Here is a 17,148-nt window from a genome sequence, read left to right on the forward strand (position 1 = left end):
AGAAAAGTTGATAAGTCCTCTTCTTTAGAAGATATGTACGGAGTACCAGATTTCTTCAACAAAAGGGCACCAACCCATCAGGTTAACGCTGCTAAGAAAGTTTAACTGAAGAAGAAATACAAAAACATCTATCAAAGGGTGGATGGATTGGAGCATTAATCCCAAGAGGCTTTATTGTAATCGATGTAGATATTCTAGAGCATGCTTCTTATCTTGTGGAGTTGCTAAGAGGAGAAAAAGTCCATCATCATCTAATCAAAACACCAAGGGGCTTTCAATTTATTTTTAAGGCAACTTCTAATGAGAACGTTCAAGTGAAAATGATTAGTCATTTCTTTTCGTCCATAGGGATTGTAGTAGACACTCGGGTTGGCACAACTAATAGTTTAATAGTGTTTCCGACTTATAACACAGAAGGTAGGTTCATATCCCAAATAACGGATTACCCCAATGAACTGCCTTGGTTCTTAAGACCAGTTTGGAATGCTGAAAAGACAAAAGGTTATGAGTTTTCAATTCCTATGCAAAATGGATCACGTAATCAATCGCTCTATGATTTTGGAAGAAGGTTGAAATCAACGGGAGTACCGATGGAGCAAGTTGAGAAAAGCATGCTATTAATCTACCAGTATTTCTGTATTGATAAAGACGCTAGCTACACTATAAATGATGTAAAGGCCTCTATTGCTAGTATTGGAAAACTAGAGTCTACTACAAGAAAAAAGCAGTTGGTACAATCAGAATCAAGCAACAATGACTTTGATAAAGTATCGGGATTTGTCATACCTGAGCCATATCGAATTAAGCATGATTCACTTTATAGAATAGAAGTGAAAAAGGTCTACGGAGAATTTCAAGACATTGAAGTCTTTGTGAGCAGGAATGTTCCATTCATAACTAAATACTTGGAACATATTGGAAAAAGCGAGATATATTATGAAATTAGTTGGCGTAACAAAGGAAAGGACTATAAGGAAACTGTTCCTGCGGGTATGTTAGCCTCAAGGCGTGAATTATTGGCACTTGCAGATAAAGGGTTAAGTTGCAATGATTCAAACTCTAAACACCTAATTGAATACTTTGATTTGTTCATAGGACTAAACGAAATACCGACAGTTAAAATGGTAAATAGGCTAGGGGATGTAAAGGGAAACTTCATACATCCCATTTCAACGAAAGATATACATATAGTTCCGGGAGATGGGGGGAACAACAACTAATAGAATCATTTAAGGTAAAAGGGACTGTTGAAAGTTGGATTGAAGATGTTTTTAACTTAGTGAAGGATCACCCAAAGGCAGTTTTCCCTTTACTAGCATCTTTTGCTTCGGTTATTTTACATGAGTTTGATATGAAGCCCATAGTTGTAGATGTATCAGGAGAATCTAGTAGTGGTAAAAGTGGTTTACTTCTACTCTGTGCATCAGTATGGGGGAGTCCTAAAGAGTATATTGGATCTTTTAACACAACTAAAGTGGCAGTTGAAAGAAGATCTGCATTCCTGAATTCTTATCCTCAGATACTTGATGATTCTAATGGAGTAAACGACATCAAAATGATTCAAACGATGATCTATCAGTTTGTGAATAACATAGGAAAGCTAAGAGGAAGTATCACAGGCAGCCAACACACCGCATCATGGAGATCCATTATGTTAACATCCGGTGAAAATGAAATCTTGGCCTATGCAGAAGCTCAAGGAGTAGCAGCAAGAGTAATTCCTATTACTAAGTTCTCATTTGAAGGTGAAGACAAAAGCTTTTCAGGAAAACTTTACACCTCATTTACTGACAATCATGGTGCTATTGGAATTGAGTTCTTAAATCGTTGGAAAGATAAACGAACTATTTATTTGCAGGAATTTGAAGAGTACAGAAAAATGTATTTGGAAAAATCAGTTGAGAATGATGTTGCTAGAAGAATTTCTCTTCATTACTCTTTTATAGTGTTTATTGGAAAAGTACTAAATGACCTTTTTAATCGTGAAGGATTAGATGTGGATCTAAACGCTCTGGAGGCACTTTTCTACAATATATCAAATGATAACAAGGCAGTTGATAGACCTTTATTAGAGCTGGAACAGTTACTTGAAGAAATTGATTCAAATCGTAACAGATTATATGTAGACTATGATCCTACTCAAACTTTTAGTGCTTTATATCACAATGGGGAATTGTATTTAACCCCTGCTTACATTAAAGAGAGTTTAGGGGTAAATGCAAAACAAATTCGATCTGCCTGGTTGAAGAGAAATGTCACAGTCACTTTTAAAAATAAGGACTTGGATGTCGATTACACAACTATTAATAAAAGAGGTAGGGCTCATAAAGGAATTTTAATCAATAAAGATATTATCAAAAAGTTGGGATTTGACTTCAGTACAAAAGAGTTTTGAAATAAAAAGGGTTACATGTGGATACACAATTTGTATTCTTTTGTAACCCTTTGAACGTTGATAGAGTAGTCTTTAAAGATATAAATACAAGATTACAAAAATTACAAATGTTATTAACTATTTATATAGGATTTGTTATTATTAGTGCTGCTAGTTTATAGGATATTACCGGTTTTTTTTGCTTGTATTTTTGTAATTTTATTTAAATATAGCAAAAATAGCGTTGATATATCAATGTTTTAAATGAATACAAAATAGTGAATTTCAGTCTGTTTTTATGTAACTGCAAGTAATTGGCCTCACGTAATTTGTATCCCGTAATCAGGTTTAAGAGATATGGGAGTACATAAAAGTGTAGAATTTCAATGATAATCCACACTTTCAGCAGTTAATACCTTTTCAATATAACCCACATGAACTTGCTTTACAATTGACTGAACAAGGGCCTTCTTTTCAGTGTCTTCTAGTTCAGACCAGTTTCTCTTGATGTCTATAAGTACATATTTGATGTCGGTTAAATCTGCGTGTACCTCTTCTTGGGGTTTAAAAGATTGTATTTGATTTTTTACTTCAACTTCTCTATTTCTTTCCTCATCCATCCTTGAACGGAAATCATCATCCGATATCATGTCACTACTCCATGCATACTGCCATTTTTTTTTTCACCTTCGATTTTATCTATTTCCTTTTGTAGTGATTCAATGTTAAATTGATTGTGTTGCTCATTCAATGTCTCTTCTCCAGTAGCTGCAATTTCATCTAATACGGAAGTAAAGCTTAATCTTTCAAGGTAGTATAAGAAAGCCCGTTCTAATCTAAATTCCGAGATACTTCTTGATCCATCACACTCACCACTTTTCACCCGCAGGCAACGATAATTTTTATATATCTTTTTCTGACCGTCTGCCAGGGGAGTGTATACCTTAGCCTACCATTGGTTGTCCACAGTTTAAGCATTTTAAACTACCAGAAAATATATATTCACTGGAAATGTGTTTAGGGGAGAGACTTTTTCTTCTCTCAATAGTTCTTTGAATTGCGTTATAGGTGTCCTTATCTATAATTGGTGGGACTGAATCTACAGCTAAAACATCACCCCATCTTATGGTTCCGCAATAGAGGGGATTCTTTAAAATCTGCATTAATGGCTTATCGTTCCACTGGTTTCCATCTCTAGTGGTAATTTCTCTTTCATTCAAATACTTACAAATTCGATTGGCCCCGTATCCCTTCAAATAAAGCTCTGTAATCAATTTAACGATAGGGGCTTCCTCTTCTTCATGGATGGACAGCTTACCGGCCTTTAAATCTAAGTTATAGCCGAATGGACGTGGTTCATGGCATACTTTCCTTGACGAACCTTTTCCTGTAATCCCATTCGTATTCGTTCACCTGTATTTTCACGTTCCCATTGAGCAAGTGCAGCTACTCCTAAGACAGAACGGGTGAGACGATCTAAACGGTAGACAAGGACACAATTAATATCACCATTTTTAATATCTTGCAGCATTTGTTGAAGCTGTGGCCGTTTCATGTCCTTAGCAGATATACCTTCATCGACATAGAATGCGGCATATCCCAATGCTGGGAGATACAATAGGCTTTCAATCACTGTTTTTGAGCGGAAATCGAATAGCTTTCGCTTGCATGTTCTTCGGTAGAAACTCGAATGTATACTGCAACTTTCATAATAAAGCCTCCTCAAGGGAATGTATGTTCGTTTTTTGTTGTAAAAAAAACTCTCGTAATTTAGAGAGTAATTTATTTTACTTAAAAAGGTCCTTTTCAATGAGAAGCCTTTTGAAATTTTTAAAAACAGTTTCACTAAAAGTGGGGATTGATTTCTCAAATTCTGAGTAAATTTCAGAAAAAGAAGATGGGTAAATTAATTGCTTATTATATCTTGCAAATGGCCCATCAGTTTCAAAAAGCATTCTATTTAAGGGAACTCGTTCGATAATCTTTTGTCCATGTTTACTTTTTAACATTTTAGGATTTATTGATAAGTAATAGCCGTTATCAACTATTCTTTCTAAAGTCGATAGCTTTCCACTATACCAGTGGAAAATGGCGTGTTTAACTTTATTCTGTATTAGGATTTCTAGTATCATGTCCTCAGTGTGTTTTGAATGTATAGAGTAAATCCTACCTTTATTAAATAAAGGTGATGTGATAAATTCAAACGATTTAATCTGCCTATTTTTAATATCTGCATGTTCATTTTGATAATCAAGCCCAACCTCACCAATATATCTAGTTTTAAGTACAAGTTTTTGAAATAGAGTTTCATTTAAAACATATTCACTTGAAACTTGAGGGTGATATCCTAAGCATAGCCGTACATATTTAAATCCTCCAAAAGATTTATAATGTTTTTCAAATAACTCTGGTAAGTTAGTCACAAACATTGCATATATACCTAAATTTTCATATTGCCAAGCAATTTTTTCGGGATCGGGATAGAAATCAATATGTACATGAGTATCGATTAGGGGCATATTTTTTCATGAACCTTTCGTATTCTTCAGAGAATCTAACAAACATTTCATTATTGTTAAATCTGAAGTTAGAATCTCCTCTATAATACTTGTCTCTTGTGTGAATTTCAAGGTGTGTTCGTTTTGTTTTAATTAAATCATAATAGTAATTAAAATAATCCAAATTGCTTGCATAATCCTTTCTATATACTTCTTCTTGTACATCTTTTATTTTTGTGCCATAAGAATATTCATATGTTACATCAAATTCTTCGTTATCATATGCAGAGAGTGATATTTTTCTTAAAAGACAGGGAATGCATATTCCGCATTGTCCAGAATGTTTACGATCAGGATGGGCTCTTCCTTGGCCGCAAGTAAACGTATTATTAATATTTTCTTTGAATCTTCTATCCATATCATTTATTATTTCACCTTTAGTTCTAAACATAAATGGATGATTAACTCTTATACTAATATTCAATTCTTCAAGTAATTGTCTATATAAATAGATTGTTTTAGGATGAGTTGTTTTTGTTGTATACCTATTTTTTATTTCTGGGTTGAGGGAAAGAATACCATTTTCATATAAGTAAACATCCTGAGATGAATTAAAATAAGATTTGGCAATTGCAAGAGCAAGGTAAAGTAAGGATCTAGTTGATTGAATGAAAAACTTCTTTTTTTTAAATGGTTTCTCTATTAATATTATTTCGGTTGTATCAATGAAAATTTCCTTGTAAAACTTTGCAACTTTTTCCTGGTTTGTTTTTTCTTCTCCCTTATTGATAAAACCAACGTAATCACTGCTAATGCCATTTATATAATTATGATAAGCTCCAGCAAAAGAGTCTAAACCTCCTGAAAAGAGAGTTACATCATTAGGATAGGGAGGTAATAGACTATTAGTATAGCTGCTGGGTTCAAAGTTTGTTTCTTGAAAATTCACTTTAAATGTATCTTCAGAAACCCACTTTGCCAAATTCTCTATTAAATGCGTAACTTTAGACCATATATGATAGTTAAATACTGGTATTGTCATTTCTATATAACGTGGTTTATCGTTGGTTTTAGGAGTATGAACATCTGTACAATAAATTGCACCCATCACAGTTACAAGATCAATGACTATTGTACTATTATTTTTATAATCATAGTTGATTTGATTTAACAAATTAAGATGTAGTTTGGAAAAGGAATCGAAATCTTCCATCAAAATTCACCAAAGCTTGCGTTGGATGTTTGCTTTGCAATTTCATCTAATACTTCATTTAAAGATATCTTTCTTTCTATAAATAAATTCACTTTTTCGTATACAGCGACATTCATTACTTGATTTGTAGCGTTTCTAACCATATTTTGTATAAGGTCATATTCTATCTCTTCGAAGATATCTTTTATATTGTCATTCAATTCCCCAAGCAATATTTGAAATACAATTTCATAGAATAAAATTTGGGCAAAAGAATAAACATCAAATTCATCAACCTCTAAGAATTTGCACATTACAATTTTTAAAGCTTTTTCAAGTATCTTTGACTCAATTACTATAGAGTTCTCTATTAGATCTAATATCATTTCAAGGAATTCTTGTTGAGTTATTGGGTCATTAATCAATTCTTTTTTTGTTTTACCTTTAAAACCACTTGATGATAATGAGAGAAATTGATTAGTAATAATTTTGATGGAATTATCAATTATATCCTCTTGGTCAAAATTTTCATTTAGTATTTTTTTAGATAAGATTTTTTTTGTTAATTCTGGTGCAGTATCATTTAAATTGGATAGCGGTTTATCCTTCAATAACTTTTTTATTTCGTTAGACAATTTCCTTTTTGATGTTCCCATTTCTGTTACCTCCCACGAAATATATGTTCTTTAAGTGTAAAAAAACAATGCCAGTTTCCTATTAATAACTTTAGTGCTTCCTTATAATAGGGAAGTTTTTTAATATATGGAAAAACATTATATGTTTATATTAACACCAAAATGCGACAAATGTACTTGGTTTTTCCAGAAGGGTAACAGTTAATTAACACACTGTGCTACTGATATCTAAGATTTAACTTATAAAAATGCAATACGCATGTAACAGCTATTGTGCTAATCTTCACATGTAAATACAAGAAATTCCATATTAATCTTGAATCGATAGATAAATAAAATATGTGAGAACTACTGGGTATTCTTCTACTAATAATAAAATGGTATATAATTTCTTTAAATTATTTAAAGGTGGGTTATTGATAATACCAAAGAAGAAACAATTAAGTTGGTAGGTTGAAGAAGAAAAAAGGCAATGAGAAAACAAATTGAAATGTTTGAGAAAGAATTACTTGGGGGTGAAGATCTGCTGAAAGCATAGACGAGTGGATTAATAAGCAGGCAACAGAAATTAGATGTATGAAAGAACTATACGAGATACAACAGGGGGAGAAGGAATAAGATGTTAGGAGCAATTCAGATTATCGCGTTTTTATTATTCGTAGTTTTTATCGTGAAAGGAATCATTGATATTTTTAGAAAGAAGAAATGGAGAAAATCGTTTTTATTCAGCTTAATTTCATTCGTAGTCTTTATGATTGCAATAATTAACGACCCGACATTAGATACAGAAACAGCTTCTAATGAAACGAAAACCAAATCATCACAGGAAGAGAAAAAGCAAGAAGAAAAGGCTGAGAAAAAAGATTCTGAAACAGCTAAAAAGGAAACGGAAAAGCCTTCCGAAAAAGCTACTACAACCGCTACAACTAAAACAGCTACTCCTAAAGCCGTACAGCATGGAGTCAAAGCGAAAGTGGTACGAGTCATTGATGGAGACACAATCGAAGTCCTCATGGATGGAAAGCAAGAACAAATCCGTATGTTATTAATCGACACACCTGAGACCAAGCACCCACAAAAGCCAGTCGAAAAGTTCGGTCCCGAAGCTTCTCAGTTTGCTACAGAAACATTAAAGAATAAAACGGTTGGGATTCAAGTAGGAAAAGAGAGAACCGATAAGTATGGCCGAGTATTAGCGTATGTTTGGGTAGGGGATACGACTTATCAAGAAATGGTATTGGAAAAAGGATTAGCCGCAACCGCTTACTTATATAACGATTTAACAATGCTCGATGAATTTCATAAGGCACAGTATATCGCTCGTAATAAAAAGATTGGAGTTTGGAGTATTCCAGGCTATGCTCACGTAGACCATGACCACGGTTTCCATTATGAAGAAGAGAAGAAAGCAAGCCAGCTCCCGCTCCAAAACCTAAACCTGCTTCGAAGCCAGCGCCTACTCCAGAGCCAGAGCCAGAGCCAGAACCACAAGCAGAGTTCTTCCAGAACTGCACCGACTTACGTACCAAATATCCAAATGGCGTACCATCCGACCATCCTGCTTATCAAGCGAAGATGGACCGAGACAAAGATAATTACGCTTGTGAACAATAAAAGGAGGTGAGTCGAAAGGGCTCGTCGCGCTGGCATTGTTTATACTGCGGCAGTACTTTATGCGAGATCCGATGTTCGTCGTTTGTCTGCTTTTGGTATTGTCGTATACGTTAATATTTATGTCGAGCATGATAGTTCTGCCGACGTTTCTGCAGACTGGTGCAGAACTATCTGTGTTCATCACCGGACTCATGATTTTCTTGATAATTTTTACGAAGAAAACTATCCAGCAATATACGAGTTAGAACAAAAAGCGTTTACAGATTGGTTTGGTCAATGTTGGAAAAAATCAGGTCGGGATATATTGAATTTACCATCGTTCTTTGTTTTCCATGACGATAATAAATCATATGAGTTAAAAAATAATCAATGGATTGATGATGAAGAAAAATGGTAATAAAAAAGCATGCCTATATATAGGCATGCTTTTTTATTATCGAAATAACAACATTAACGATTAACATAGCTTTTTTAAAAAAATCTCAAATTTGCAACCAAAGCTTTCAGATTTGGAAACAAAATTGAATACTGAAACAGCTAATCATCAGGCCACAAAGGAACAGTTAGCCATCAAAACAGCTGAATATGAAGCAAAGGTTAAAGAGCTTGCTGCAGCTAACAATACAATTAAAAACTTGAATGCTACACTTAAATATGTGGAAGAAAAGGCTGGACAAGCTGATAAATTAGTCGCAGAACTTGTAAAAGAAATTCAAAAGGCTAATCAAGAAGTGGAGAAACATGGCAAAGAGGTTGAAAAAGTTAAAACGAAAACTTAGGCTGCTGAACCGAGGAATAAAGAAGAAGTGGATGCAAGAGATCACTATAGGTTCTTTTTATTACACAGTTTTTCTAGTTTACATAACGTTTATTTTAGGCTCTATGTAAAGAGCTATTCTTAGCAATTATTACAGGCATTTAGCTACCATTTATTTAGCCTTACCAAGCGATAGAAGAAAAAGGCTGCGGAACTGCTAGGAGAGAGAAGAACCAATTATCGTGAAAAGGATTAAATGAAAAAGGAGAAGATTTTCTAGTCTTCTCCTTTTGTATGTGTGTAGAAATAAAAGTATACCATCTAAGCTAGCCTTCTCCTGCTAGTCAAGATATCGTCTTATTTCAGAAATTCCATTCAAGTAAGGTGCCTGAAGCCCGTGTTAACGGAATAAGGATAATGAATGGGGTTTTTACTTAGCCAATATTCAAAAATGGTTGCCATTTGATGAAGGGACAAGGGAGTATCAGTTAAAGCCAGTCTAACCCATTCATCAATCCACTTTGGAGTATAAAGGCTATGTAGAGCTAGAAATTCCGAAGGATGCCGTTGTCCTTTATCCATTCGTGGACTATTTATATGAAACATGGGGAATGGAAAACATACGATTGAGAGACAGGATCACACGATCCTACTCTTAATTCGGGCGGGGGAAAGGCCATTAACGACAAAGGGTTTCTTTGCGGATGATATCCTGCCATTTCTAATACAAGGATACATCTACAATGAAGAGCGTCACCTGATTTTTTGAAGTTCCTATCGAAAAACTAGTTTGGAATTACCCATTAATCTATTAGAAAGTATGACAGCGTTATCTGAACAAGAAGGAATCAGTATGAGTAAATGGATAGAGCAAAAATTATTATCGATACTAAAATGATTTTAAATGAAGAAATGAGTTATTGAGGTCTTTGTCTTTATATTATCTATCCAAGGTCATTGCCCATTCATTATATTCAGAGCTACTCAGAGGCTTCACTATTTCTTTGAATATTTTCACATCGAAATATACTAAAAAAAGAGACCATTTCATATCCTGGAAAGAAACTTGAAGTGGTCTCTTTGATTATTATTTTAATCTAGTTTTCTAAGTTCCAATAACTATATATTATCGGAACTTAGATATGTTGTGAGTAAAACTTACCCTAAGAAGAAGGTTTAAGAGTCTCTTAAAATAGTGTGTTTTTAAAAGCTTCTATATTAAATCGAAGGAACCATTCATTATCCATAAAACAAAAGTTAATTTCGCTGTAGAGCGAATCTCAGCATCAAAAATTAGACATATAAAGATAATCTTTTCCTAATGAAAGGTTTTTGAATAATGGATGAAATTTCAACTTGCATGGGTAAATCCGTTTATTAGAAAAAAAACCTGGGCACCAAAAAGGTGCCGAATGGGTGCCAAAAACGATATTATTTTATATTGTTGAGTGAATATTTTAGTGGGGAACAAATGTTTTATTGTATGCTTTAATTAAGGTTAGATTGTATGATGTTCTCATGTAAAACTCCACAATCTATGGGCGGCATGATGTTATAAAGTGATTTAAACCCTTGTATATCAGGGATATCGTTTGTAATAGTCTGTAATCACGATAAAAAATGACATTTAAATAAGCAAGAATCAAGGATGTTTCAAAAAAAATGAATAACTTTTGTGTAGCATCCTTTTTCTCTATTCCATTAAAGGGCCATTATCTTGAATAAGATAATGAATGAAAGAAATCGCAGTTATAAGTAGTTCAATTAACGGATAGTTAGATGAAGATGGAAGGTTTGTGCTAACCAGAATAGAAAATATTAGTAGCTCAATTAAAAGGCAGGATAGTGAAATGGGATCGTTTTGTCAACTAGAGAACCAATTGAAGCAATGCTCTATATGATGGAAAGATATGTGTGTTCTTAATAATCGAGTTGAAACATTCACAAAGAATAGAGGGATAGACTATGAATATTATTCGGGCTTGTGAAGCAGAAAGAAATATAAGAGATGAGATGAGTACAATCTTTGTAGACGGCTTCTATCAATGGCTGAATTATTTTTCAAAGGATAAAGCTAAACTTTACAAGACATTTGCCCATATTTTTAATACAGAGGTCTTCTATACGGCTGTAGTTGACGATAATATTGCGGCTATAGCCGCCTGCACTACAAACAATATACCTTCAGTAAGATTGAAATATAATGAATTTAGAAAGCATCTTGGCTTTTTCATGGGTAGTATTGCTTATGTAATTCTCAAAAAAGAATTTGTGAAAAAGCAATATCCCTTTCAATGCTTAAGAAAAATGGCCGTAAATGTCATCGGTATAAGAAGAAGACCGTCTTTGATATTCTAGGTGTTGTATACGAAAAGACGGTGAAACACAAACAAGCTGCCTAGTGAAAAAAATCATATTTTAATATAGGCTTCTTTGACATGTCTACTTTTCCAACGCTCTCTCGTTTTGAAACAAAGAGCATTTTGTATCTAGTCATTTACTTTGTTAGCTTGATGGGCATGTGGCGGTACCCCTAGATGCACAAATGGCTTCAATTCTCTAATGACTCATGATGCTTTTCTATTTATTGGGTATATGATACCAAAATTGACGGTTGCTCCTTCTTCCGCTATTTAGAGAAAAGTTTATATTGTCGAAATTTGAAGAAATAGTATTACATAAATCGGTTTCCGATCGGTGAAAATATCTTTTGGCAGGGAACTTTTGTTTCCTGCTCAATCGAAAGCGTTTGGGTATGACTGCTGCTAAAAGCCGAGAAATTTAACAAGATAAGGAATGATGACAATGATGCCAAGTCAAGACTTTCGAATCGGTCTAAAACGAGGGAATCAGGGTACGGGGGTAACCTGGTTACAAAACTTCCTTCATCGGTTCGGTTATTTGCAAGTAGAAAAGAAAGATGAAAGCTATTCGCTAGTAAGCGACTTATCCGCTTCTCGAGTGGCCATAAGTGCAACTGCAGTGCCGAGCCGGATAACGACGCCAATGATGACAGACTGTGCAGACTCTTCCAAAATCAGATTAATTGTTGTAAGCAATCGTGGGAGGGTGCTATGAATAATCTCGCGGTACTTTTGCTTTCCTGTAGCGATGTGCCGAGGGTCACTACGATCACGCGTGATGAGGTGCATCGACTCATTACCCACACGGCAGGCTTCGTTTTCGACCAATCCGGTGAGCGGGAACTACTGGAGTTTCGGGTCTTCGACTGGTGTACCTTGCAGATGACTGTACAGGAGTGGAGCAACTACGGGTTTGGCGTGGGAGACCGCGTCGTTCCCATGGTCCAGCAGATGTTGGGAGTCGATTTGACCCCATATGGCCACTTCGCACTGATCATCGATGTACCAGGGGCGAGCAGTGCCGCCTGGGCCCCGAACCGCAAGTATTTACATATGGCCGCAGCCAGCATGACGCCTGCCATACTCGGCCATGAAATCGGACATCTTTACAACGCCAATCACGCCAACCTTGATACTCCGGCTGGTCCGCAAGAGTATGGTGATGAGTTCTGCATCATGGGAGGGGAAGGCAACAAGTTCACCTTTGCCAACGCGTCTTTTAACAATTTACCCGATGGGCCAGGGATGTGTGCCTCCACCCTCACGGGCTGCGGTTGGTTAGATATGGGCCAGCCGAATGTAGGGGTCGATGTCGGTCATTCGCTTCTGTCGAGGCCGGGAGAAGTCCAAATCGAACTCAAAGCGCTGGACGGCGCACCTAAGCCGGGGTGGGGCGGACCGCCGATCGTAGCGTGGGCTGATGGATTGCATGTCCAGCGCCTGTACCTCGAGTACCGTTCTACCGCCACGTATTATGATAAGGGCTTAAAAGGCAGGGGGGCGCAAGTGGGGCCATTTGGTTCCATTGTCGCGCACCTAACAAGCGGAGCACCGCCGAATGTTTCGACCCTGAAGATAGCGGCATTTCCGGCAGTCGCTGGTACTAAATACTATCTGGAAGCTGGTGGTGTCCTAGTGACCGTGGTCGCAGTCGACGAGGCGCAAAGGACGGTCAAGCTGCATCTCAGTAATGAGTTGCTCCAGCCTTGGCGTTACGCCGCGATCTGGGAACAACGTAGCGGTCCTGCGTGGCATGCGAGGCACGGGCTGACATCGACCCAATACCAACAAGCGTTCGATCAGCTTGTCGGTGAAGGTTACCGGCTGGTTCAGGTCAGCGGCTATAGCATAAACGGCGAGGATCGCTATGCCGCGATCTGGGAACAACGTGGTGGTCCTGCGTGGCATGCGAGGCACGGGCTGACATCGGCCCAATACCAACAAGCGTTCGATCAGCTTGTCGGCGAAGGCTACCGGCTGGTTCAGGTCAGCGGCTATAGCATAAATGGCGAGGATCGCTATGCCGCGATCTGGGAACAACGTGGTGGTCCTGCGTGGCATGCGAGGCACGGGCTGACGTCGGTCCAATACCAACAAGTGTTCGATCAACTTGTCGGCGAAGGCTACCGGCTGGTTCAGGTCAGCGGCTATAGTATAAATGGCGAGGATCGCTATGCCGCGATCTGGGAACAACGTGGTGGTCCTGCGTGGCATGCGAGGCACGGGCTGACGTCGGCCCAATACCAACAAGTGTTCGATCAACTTGTCGGCGAAGGTTACCGGCTGGTTCAGGTCAGTGGCTATAACATAAACGGAGAGGATCGCTATGCCGCGATCTGGGAACAAAGTGCTGGCCCTGCGTGGCATGCGAGGCACGGGTTAAGGTCAGTCCAATACCAACAAGCGTTCGATCAACTTGTCGGTGAAGGTTACCGACTTGTCCAGGTCAGCGGCTATAGCATAGGAAGATGATTCTGGCCCAGGAGAGCTAATGCAGAACAAATTAGTGAAACTTTAAAACAACAAAATCGAACAATTGCTGGTAATTTATTAATTACGTTATTTGGGATATTTACTAAGAAAGATACATCCCCAATAGAAGAAAAAAACACCCTAGGTGCCAAAAAAAGTGCCGAATGGGTGCCGATACCGATATTTTTATATATTGTTGAGTGAATATTCTAGTGAGGAACAAATGTTTCATTGTGTGATTTAAATAAGGTTAGATTGTACGATGTTCTCATGTAATATCCTACAAACTATGGGCGGCATGATATAAGAAGGGCTTACGACCCTTGATATATACGGGTTTGTAAGATGAAGTTTAGTGAGAAATGCTAACTTTTTGCTAACCTTCGGATTTCGAAGCATTTTAATTTCACCAATTAGAGAAGACCTTTCGTAAGTTGACTGAACTTATGGGAGGTCTTTTCTTCGATATTTTTTGTCATATGAGCGTAAATGTTCATTGTTGTGTTTATATCGGAATGACCTACCTTTCCTGGATCTCTTTTACCCCTGCACCAGCTTCAATGAGAAGTGATGTATGAGTATGTCTAAAGCTGTGAAGGGTAATATGCTGGTCTACATCGATATGCTTCATTAGACGCTGTAAACGAAATACTACTTGCTTCATGACCCTTGAATGACCAGTGTTTTCTGCGAAGATGAATTCTTGATCGTCATATACCTAAACGTGGTTTCATGGTTGGTCCAAAAATGAATACTGTTACATGGAAACCCTAGGTTTATTATTTGTAATGTTACCCTAATTATTCCAGAAGAAGCCAAGAGATTACACCTGTTTCATAAGATATATAACAAGATGCTTTGGGATAATTTTATGTTTAACGGGCATTAATAAACGGTGTTATCGCTGAAAAAGCAAATTCCTATCTACGAGGTTGCCCATGAAACAAGCGCATAACCACACGTCTTAGTTAACGTGAGCAATAGACCATCTTGAGAGGAGTGCATCAAAATGACGCTCGAACTAGGCGACCATATTTGGTACTGGAATGGAAACATCTCATTTGACAAGAATATCCCGAGAGCCCTTTGGTTCCCGGGTTCGAATCCCAACGATCCAAACGATTACCAGGGCCATGGGAAGGAAATCTACAACTAACTTTTTGGGTTTACTTCAATGGACAGTTCACTATATTTTCATTCTCCGTGGTGGAGCAGAGCTTCATGGGTAGATAACGGGTGTTTGTGTTGAATAATGCATCCACATTTATTAAATAAGGATATGAAAAAAGGTGGTACCAGCTTTAGGCTAATTACCACCTTTTTATGTCTACGTTTTGGTCATGAAACATATAGAACGGGTATATTATTTCATTTTGTATTATATGTACAAATAAAAGAACCTAATAAATATGTCTTAAAGGCATGTATCGTCTACCAGTTCACAAAAACGTTAATTTTTTGTTTCAGGCTCTCAAACAATTGGGTTGGGGGCGTTTTTTTATTTTAAAATACCCTGTGGCCATGAAAAAAGCAAAGGGTGAACTGTTAGGATGGCAAGTTGAGCGGATAAAAGAGGAAGATTTGTTTTGTGAGAAAATGGAAGTTCAAAGGGGGGGCAGCTACAAACAAACATATAAAGCCTTCGTTGTTTAACAGATGGGAACAGGCATAATAATATTGAATTTGGCATTTCGGGGAAAGAACTTATCTAATTCAAAGAGATACGAAAAAATTAAGCACAGCAATCATTCAAATAGCTGTGCTTAAATTAATTTTAATTGTTAAATTGAATTTTGGTCTAGTTCAGTTATTTATTGTTCCAATTGCAAAATCCGATTGGTTAGATGTTCAACAATGCTTGTATTCGATAAAAAATTCATCTCATATAATCTCGATAAATAAAGCCTACCTCTTTGAAGAACTTGAGAAGACAAACACCGTTGTAATTTTTGGGAAAAAGGTTCAAATGCCTAGAAGCGAAAGACTCATGAAAAACACCATCCTTTCCTATTAATTTACAGAAAGAATAGCGTTTTTTTCGGGCTATTCATTTGCCTTAGCTTGAATGGGCATGGTGTACTACCCCAACTTTAGAATAAATCATATGTTGGCCAATGATTGATGTGCCCAATAATCGTCCACATCAGGTTGTCGAGGTCGGAGCGCATTCTTTCCAATTGTGTGTCGTTACGAGAGTTGACTAACACGGCCCAGCAATATTCGTGATGCGTCCGTACAAAGATAGAAGCCGAACCTGGTATATCTCCGTCGTGGAAATAATTCCCAGATGGATTGATAGCCCATCCCTTAGCGTAATTTGCAGGACTTCCATTTATTCTTGGTGCAGTTGTTGTTGTATACATCGTCTTTAGGGATTCTCTGTCCAGGATGTCTGGTTTAGAGGAGAAACGATCCACGCGAACGAGGAAACGAACGAGATCCGTTGCAGATGCAATCCAACCCCCATGCGAATCCATGCGGGACACCTTGATTGTGTAAGGATTCCAGTTGCTTTGCGGGTAATACACAACTTCGTTAGCTCGACGATCCGCAAGAGTGTCACCGGCAATATGCATATCCGTAATACCACAGGGTTCGAAGACGTATTGTCGAACAAAGTTAGCGTAAGAAATATCCGAAACTCGTTCAATCACACGACCGAGCAAACAATAACCGAAGTTGAGATAATCGAAGGTCTGTCCCGGTACATAAGTCAATGGTTCGTTATCAAGCATCCATGTGATAAGCTGGTGTTGATTTAAGTCGAGATGACGGAACATTGGATCGGCGGAACTTGGCCAGCCACTAGTGTGCTCAAGGAGATGTTGGACTGTAATTTTCTCGATATTGGGCCGGTATTGCTGAGTGCCATAGGTGGTTCCAAGGATACCATTGGAGCCGAAAACTGGAGTGTCAAGTTGAAGTTGGCCAGTTTCTACCAACTTGAAAATGGCTACAGCAGTGATTGGTTTTGAAATGCTTGCAATCCGAAAGAGATGACCTTTGTTTACCGGTTCGTTTGTGGCTAGATTTGTAACGCCATACCCACGGGCAAATACAAGGCGTCCCTGATAAGAAAGAGCTAGAGATGCACCGGGTACATGATGTGTATTCATGAATGTCTGAACAGTATTTTCAATAAACTGTTCGTCGGTATTTGATAACCCTGTATGAGTCATAGAAACACTCCCTTTAATGAAGAACTGAGGGCTTTGTACTTCTTGTAGCGTCCCTCAGCTCAAT

Annotated in this window: 18 protein-coding genes; 9 read left to right on the forward strand and 9 right to left on the reverse strand. The window is 37.4% G+C overall.

From position 1 onward, the window contains the following. The first annotated feature begins 320 nt into the window (after positions 1 to 320). Positions 321 to 1,220: a DUF927 domain-containing protein gene (locus NYE65_RS21735; RefSeq protein ID WP_340862163.1), complete on the forward strand. Its 900-nt coding sequence runs from the start codon at positions 321 to 323 to the stop codon at positions 1,218 to 1,220. A 38-nt stretch (positions 1,221 to 1,258) separates the two neighbouring features. Further along, on the forward strand, positions 1,259 to 2,395 hold the full coding sequence (locus NYE65_RS21740) for a DUF927 domain-containing protein (protein WP_340862164.1): 1,137 nt from the start codon (positions 1,259 to 1,261) through the stop codon (positions 2,393 to 2,395). Positions 2,396 to 2,757: 362 nt separating this feature from the next. On the opposite strand, the gene NYE65_RS21745 is transcribed toward NYE65_RS21740, so the two are convergent. The 7 genes from NYE65_RS21745 to NYE65_RS21775 form a co-directional block, all read right to left on the reverse strand. Next, the gene (locus tag NYE65_RS21745) at positions 2,758 to 3,024 is read right to left on the reverse strand and encodes a hypothetical protein (protein WP_340861649.1); all 267 of its coding nucleotides are present in this window, start codon (positions 3,022 to 3,024) and stop codon (positions 2,758 to 2,760) included. Next, positions 3,021 to 3,257, reverse strand: coding sequence for a hypothetical protein (locus NYE65_RS21750; protein WP_340861650.1), 237 nt, complete (start codon positions 3,255 to 3,257; stop codon positions 3,021 to 3,023). Before NYE65_RS21750 ends, NYE65_RS21745 begins: the two co-directional genes overlap by 4 nt. A 61-nt stretch (positions 3,258 to 3,318) precedes the next feature. Further along, positions 3,319 to 3,768 carry a recombinase family protein gene (locus NYE65_RS21755; protein ID WP_340862165.1) on the reverse strand — a complete coding sequence of 150 codons (450 nt, stop codon included), beginning with the start codon at positions 3,766 to 3,768 and terminating at the stop codon, positions 3,319 to 3,321. Beyond that, positions 3,705 to 3,992 (reverse strand): recombinase family protein, encoded by a 288-nt coding sequence (locus tag NYE65_RS21760; RefSeq protein ID WP_340861651.1) that lies wholly within the window; start codon positions 3,990 to 3,992, stop codon positions 3,705 to 3,707. Before NYE65_RS21760 ends, NYE65_RS21755 begins: the two co-directional genes overlap by 64 nt. A 169-nt stretch (positions 3,993 to 4,161) precedes the next feature. After that, a complete protein-coding gene (locus tag NYE65_RS21765) occupies positions 4,162 to 4,893 on the reverse strand; it encodes a TatD family hydrolase (protein WP_340861652.1) in 732 nt (243 codons plus the stop codon). Beyond that, positions 4,862 to 6,085, reverse strand: coding sequence for a hypothetical protein (locus NYE65_RS21770; RefSeq protein WP_340861653.1), 1,224 nt, complete (start codon positions 6,083 to 6,085; stop codon positions 4,862 to 4,864). The genes NYE65_RS21765 and NYE65_RS21770 overlap by 32 nt, the downstream gene beginning before the upstream one ends. Next, positions 6,085 to 6,720: a hypothetical protein gene (locus NYE65_RS21775; RefSeq protein ID WP_340861654.1), complete on the reverse strand. Its 636-nt coding sequence runs from the start codon at positions 6,718 to 6,720 to the stop codon at positions 6,085 to 6,087. Before NYE65_RS21775 ends, NYE65_RS21770 begins: the two co-directional genes overlap by 1 nt. A gap of 598 nt (positions 6,721 to 7,318) precedes the next feature. Here NYE65_RS21775 and NYE65_RS27325 point away from each other — a divergent pair. From NYE65_RS27325 to NYE65_RS21810, 6 genes are all read left to right on the forward strand, one after another. After that, a complete protein-coding gene (locus tag NYE65_RS27325; RefSeq protein ID WP_445670430.1) occupies positions 7,319 to 8,323 on the forward strand; it encodes a thermonuclease family protein in 1,005 nt (334 codons plus the stop codon). 72 nt (positions 8,324 to 8,395) lie between these two features. Further along, positions 8,396 to 8,710, forward strand: coding sequence for a hypothetical protein (locus NYE65_RS21790; RefSeq protein ID WP_340861655.1), 315 nt, complete (start codon positions 8,396 to 8,398; stop codon positions 8,708 to 8,710). A 124-nt stretch (positions 8,711 to 8,834) separates the two neighbouring features. Then, positions 8,835 to 9,092, forward strand: coding sequence for a hypothetical protein (locus NYE65_RS21795; protein ID WP_340861656.1), 258 nt, complete (start codon positions 8,835 to 8,837; stop codon positions 9,090 to 9,092). A gap of 1,943 nt (positions 9,093 to 11,035) precedes the next feature. Continuing rightward, positions 11,036 to 11,428, forward strand: coding sequence for a hypothetical protein (locus tag NYE65_RS21800; RefSeq protein ID WP_340862191.1), 393 nt, complete (start codon positions 11,036 to 11,038; stop codon positions 11,426 to 11,428). A gap of 447 nt (positions 11,429 to 11,875) precedes the next feature. Beyond that, on the forward strand, positions 11,876 to 12,148 hold the full coding sequence (locus tag NYE65_RS21805) for a hypothetical protein (RefSeq protein ID WP_340861657.1): 273 nt from the start codon (positions 11,876 to 11,878) through the stop codon (positions 12,146 to 12,148). Further along, a complete protein-coding gene (locus tag NYE65_RS21810; protein WP_340861658.1) occupies positions 12,145 to 13,905 on the forward strand; it encodes a hypothetical protein in 1,761 nt (586 codons plus the stop codon). Before NYE65_RS21805 ends, NYE65_RS21810 begins: the two co-directional genes overlap by 4 nt. Positions 13,906 to 14,425: 520 nt before the next feature. Here NYE65_RS21810 and NYE65_RS21815 read toward each other — a convergent pair. After that, positions 14,426 to 14,569: a tyrosine-type recombinase/integrase gene (locus NYE65_RS21815; protein WP_340861659.1), complete on the reverse strand. Its 144-nt coding sequence runs from the start codon at positions 14,567 to 14,569 to the stop codon at positions 14,426 to 14,428. 345 nt (positions 14,570 to 14,914) lie between these two features. Between NYE65_RS21815 and NYE65_RS21820 the strand changes: the two genes are divergently transcribed. Then, positions 14,915 to 15,061, forward strand: coding sequence for a hypothetical protein (locus NYE65_RS21820; RefSeq protein ID WP_340861660.1), 147 nt, complete (start codon positions 14,915 to 14,917; stop codon positions 15,059 to 15,061). A gap of 934 nt (positions 15,062 to 15,995) precedes the next feature. Here the strand turns inward: NYE65_RS21820 and NYE65_RS21825 are convergent. Further along, entirely contained in the window at positions 15,996 to 17,084 is a 1,089-nt protein-coding gene (locus NYE65_RS21825) for a serine hydrolase domain-containing protein (protein ID WP_340861661.1), read from the reverse strand. Positions 17,085 to 17,148 lie beyond the last annotated feature (64 nt).

The organism is Peribacillus sp. FSL R5-0717, from assembly GCF_038002945.1.
Lineage (GTDB): Bacteria > Bacillota > Bacilli > Bacillales > DSM-1321 > Peribacillus > Peribacillus frigoritolerans.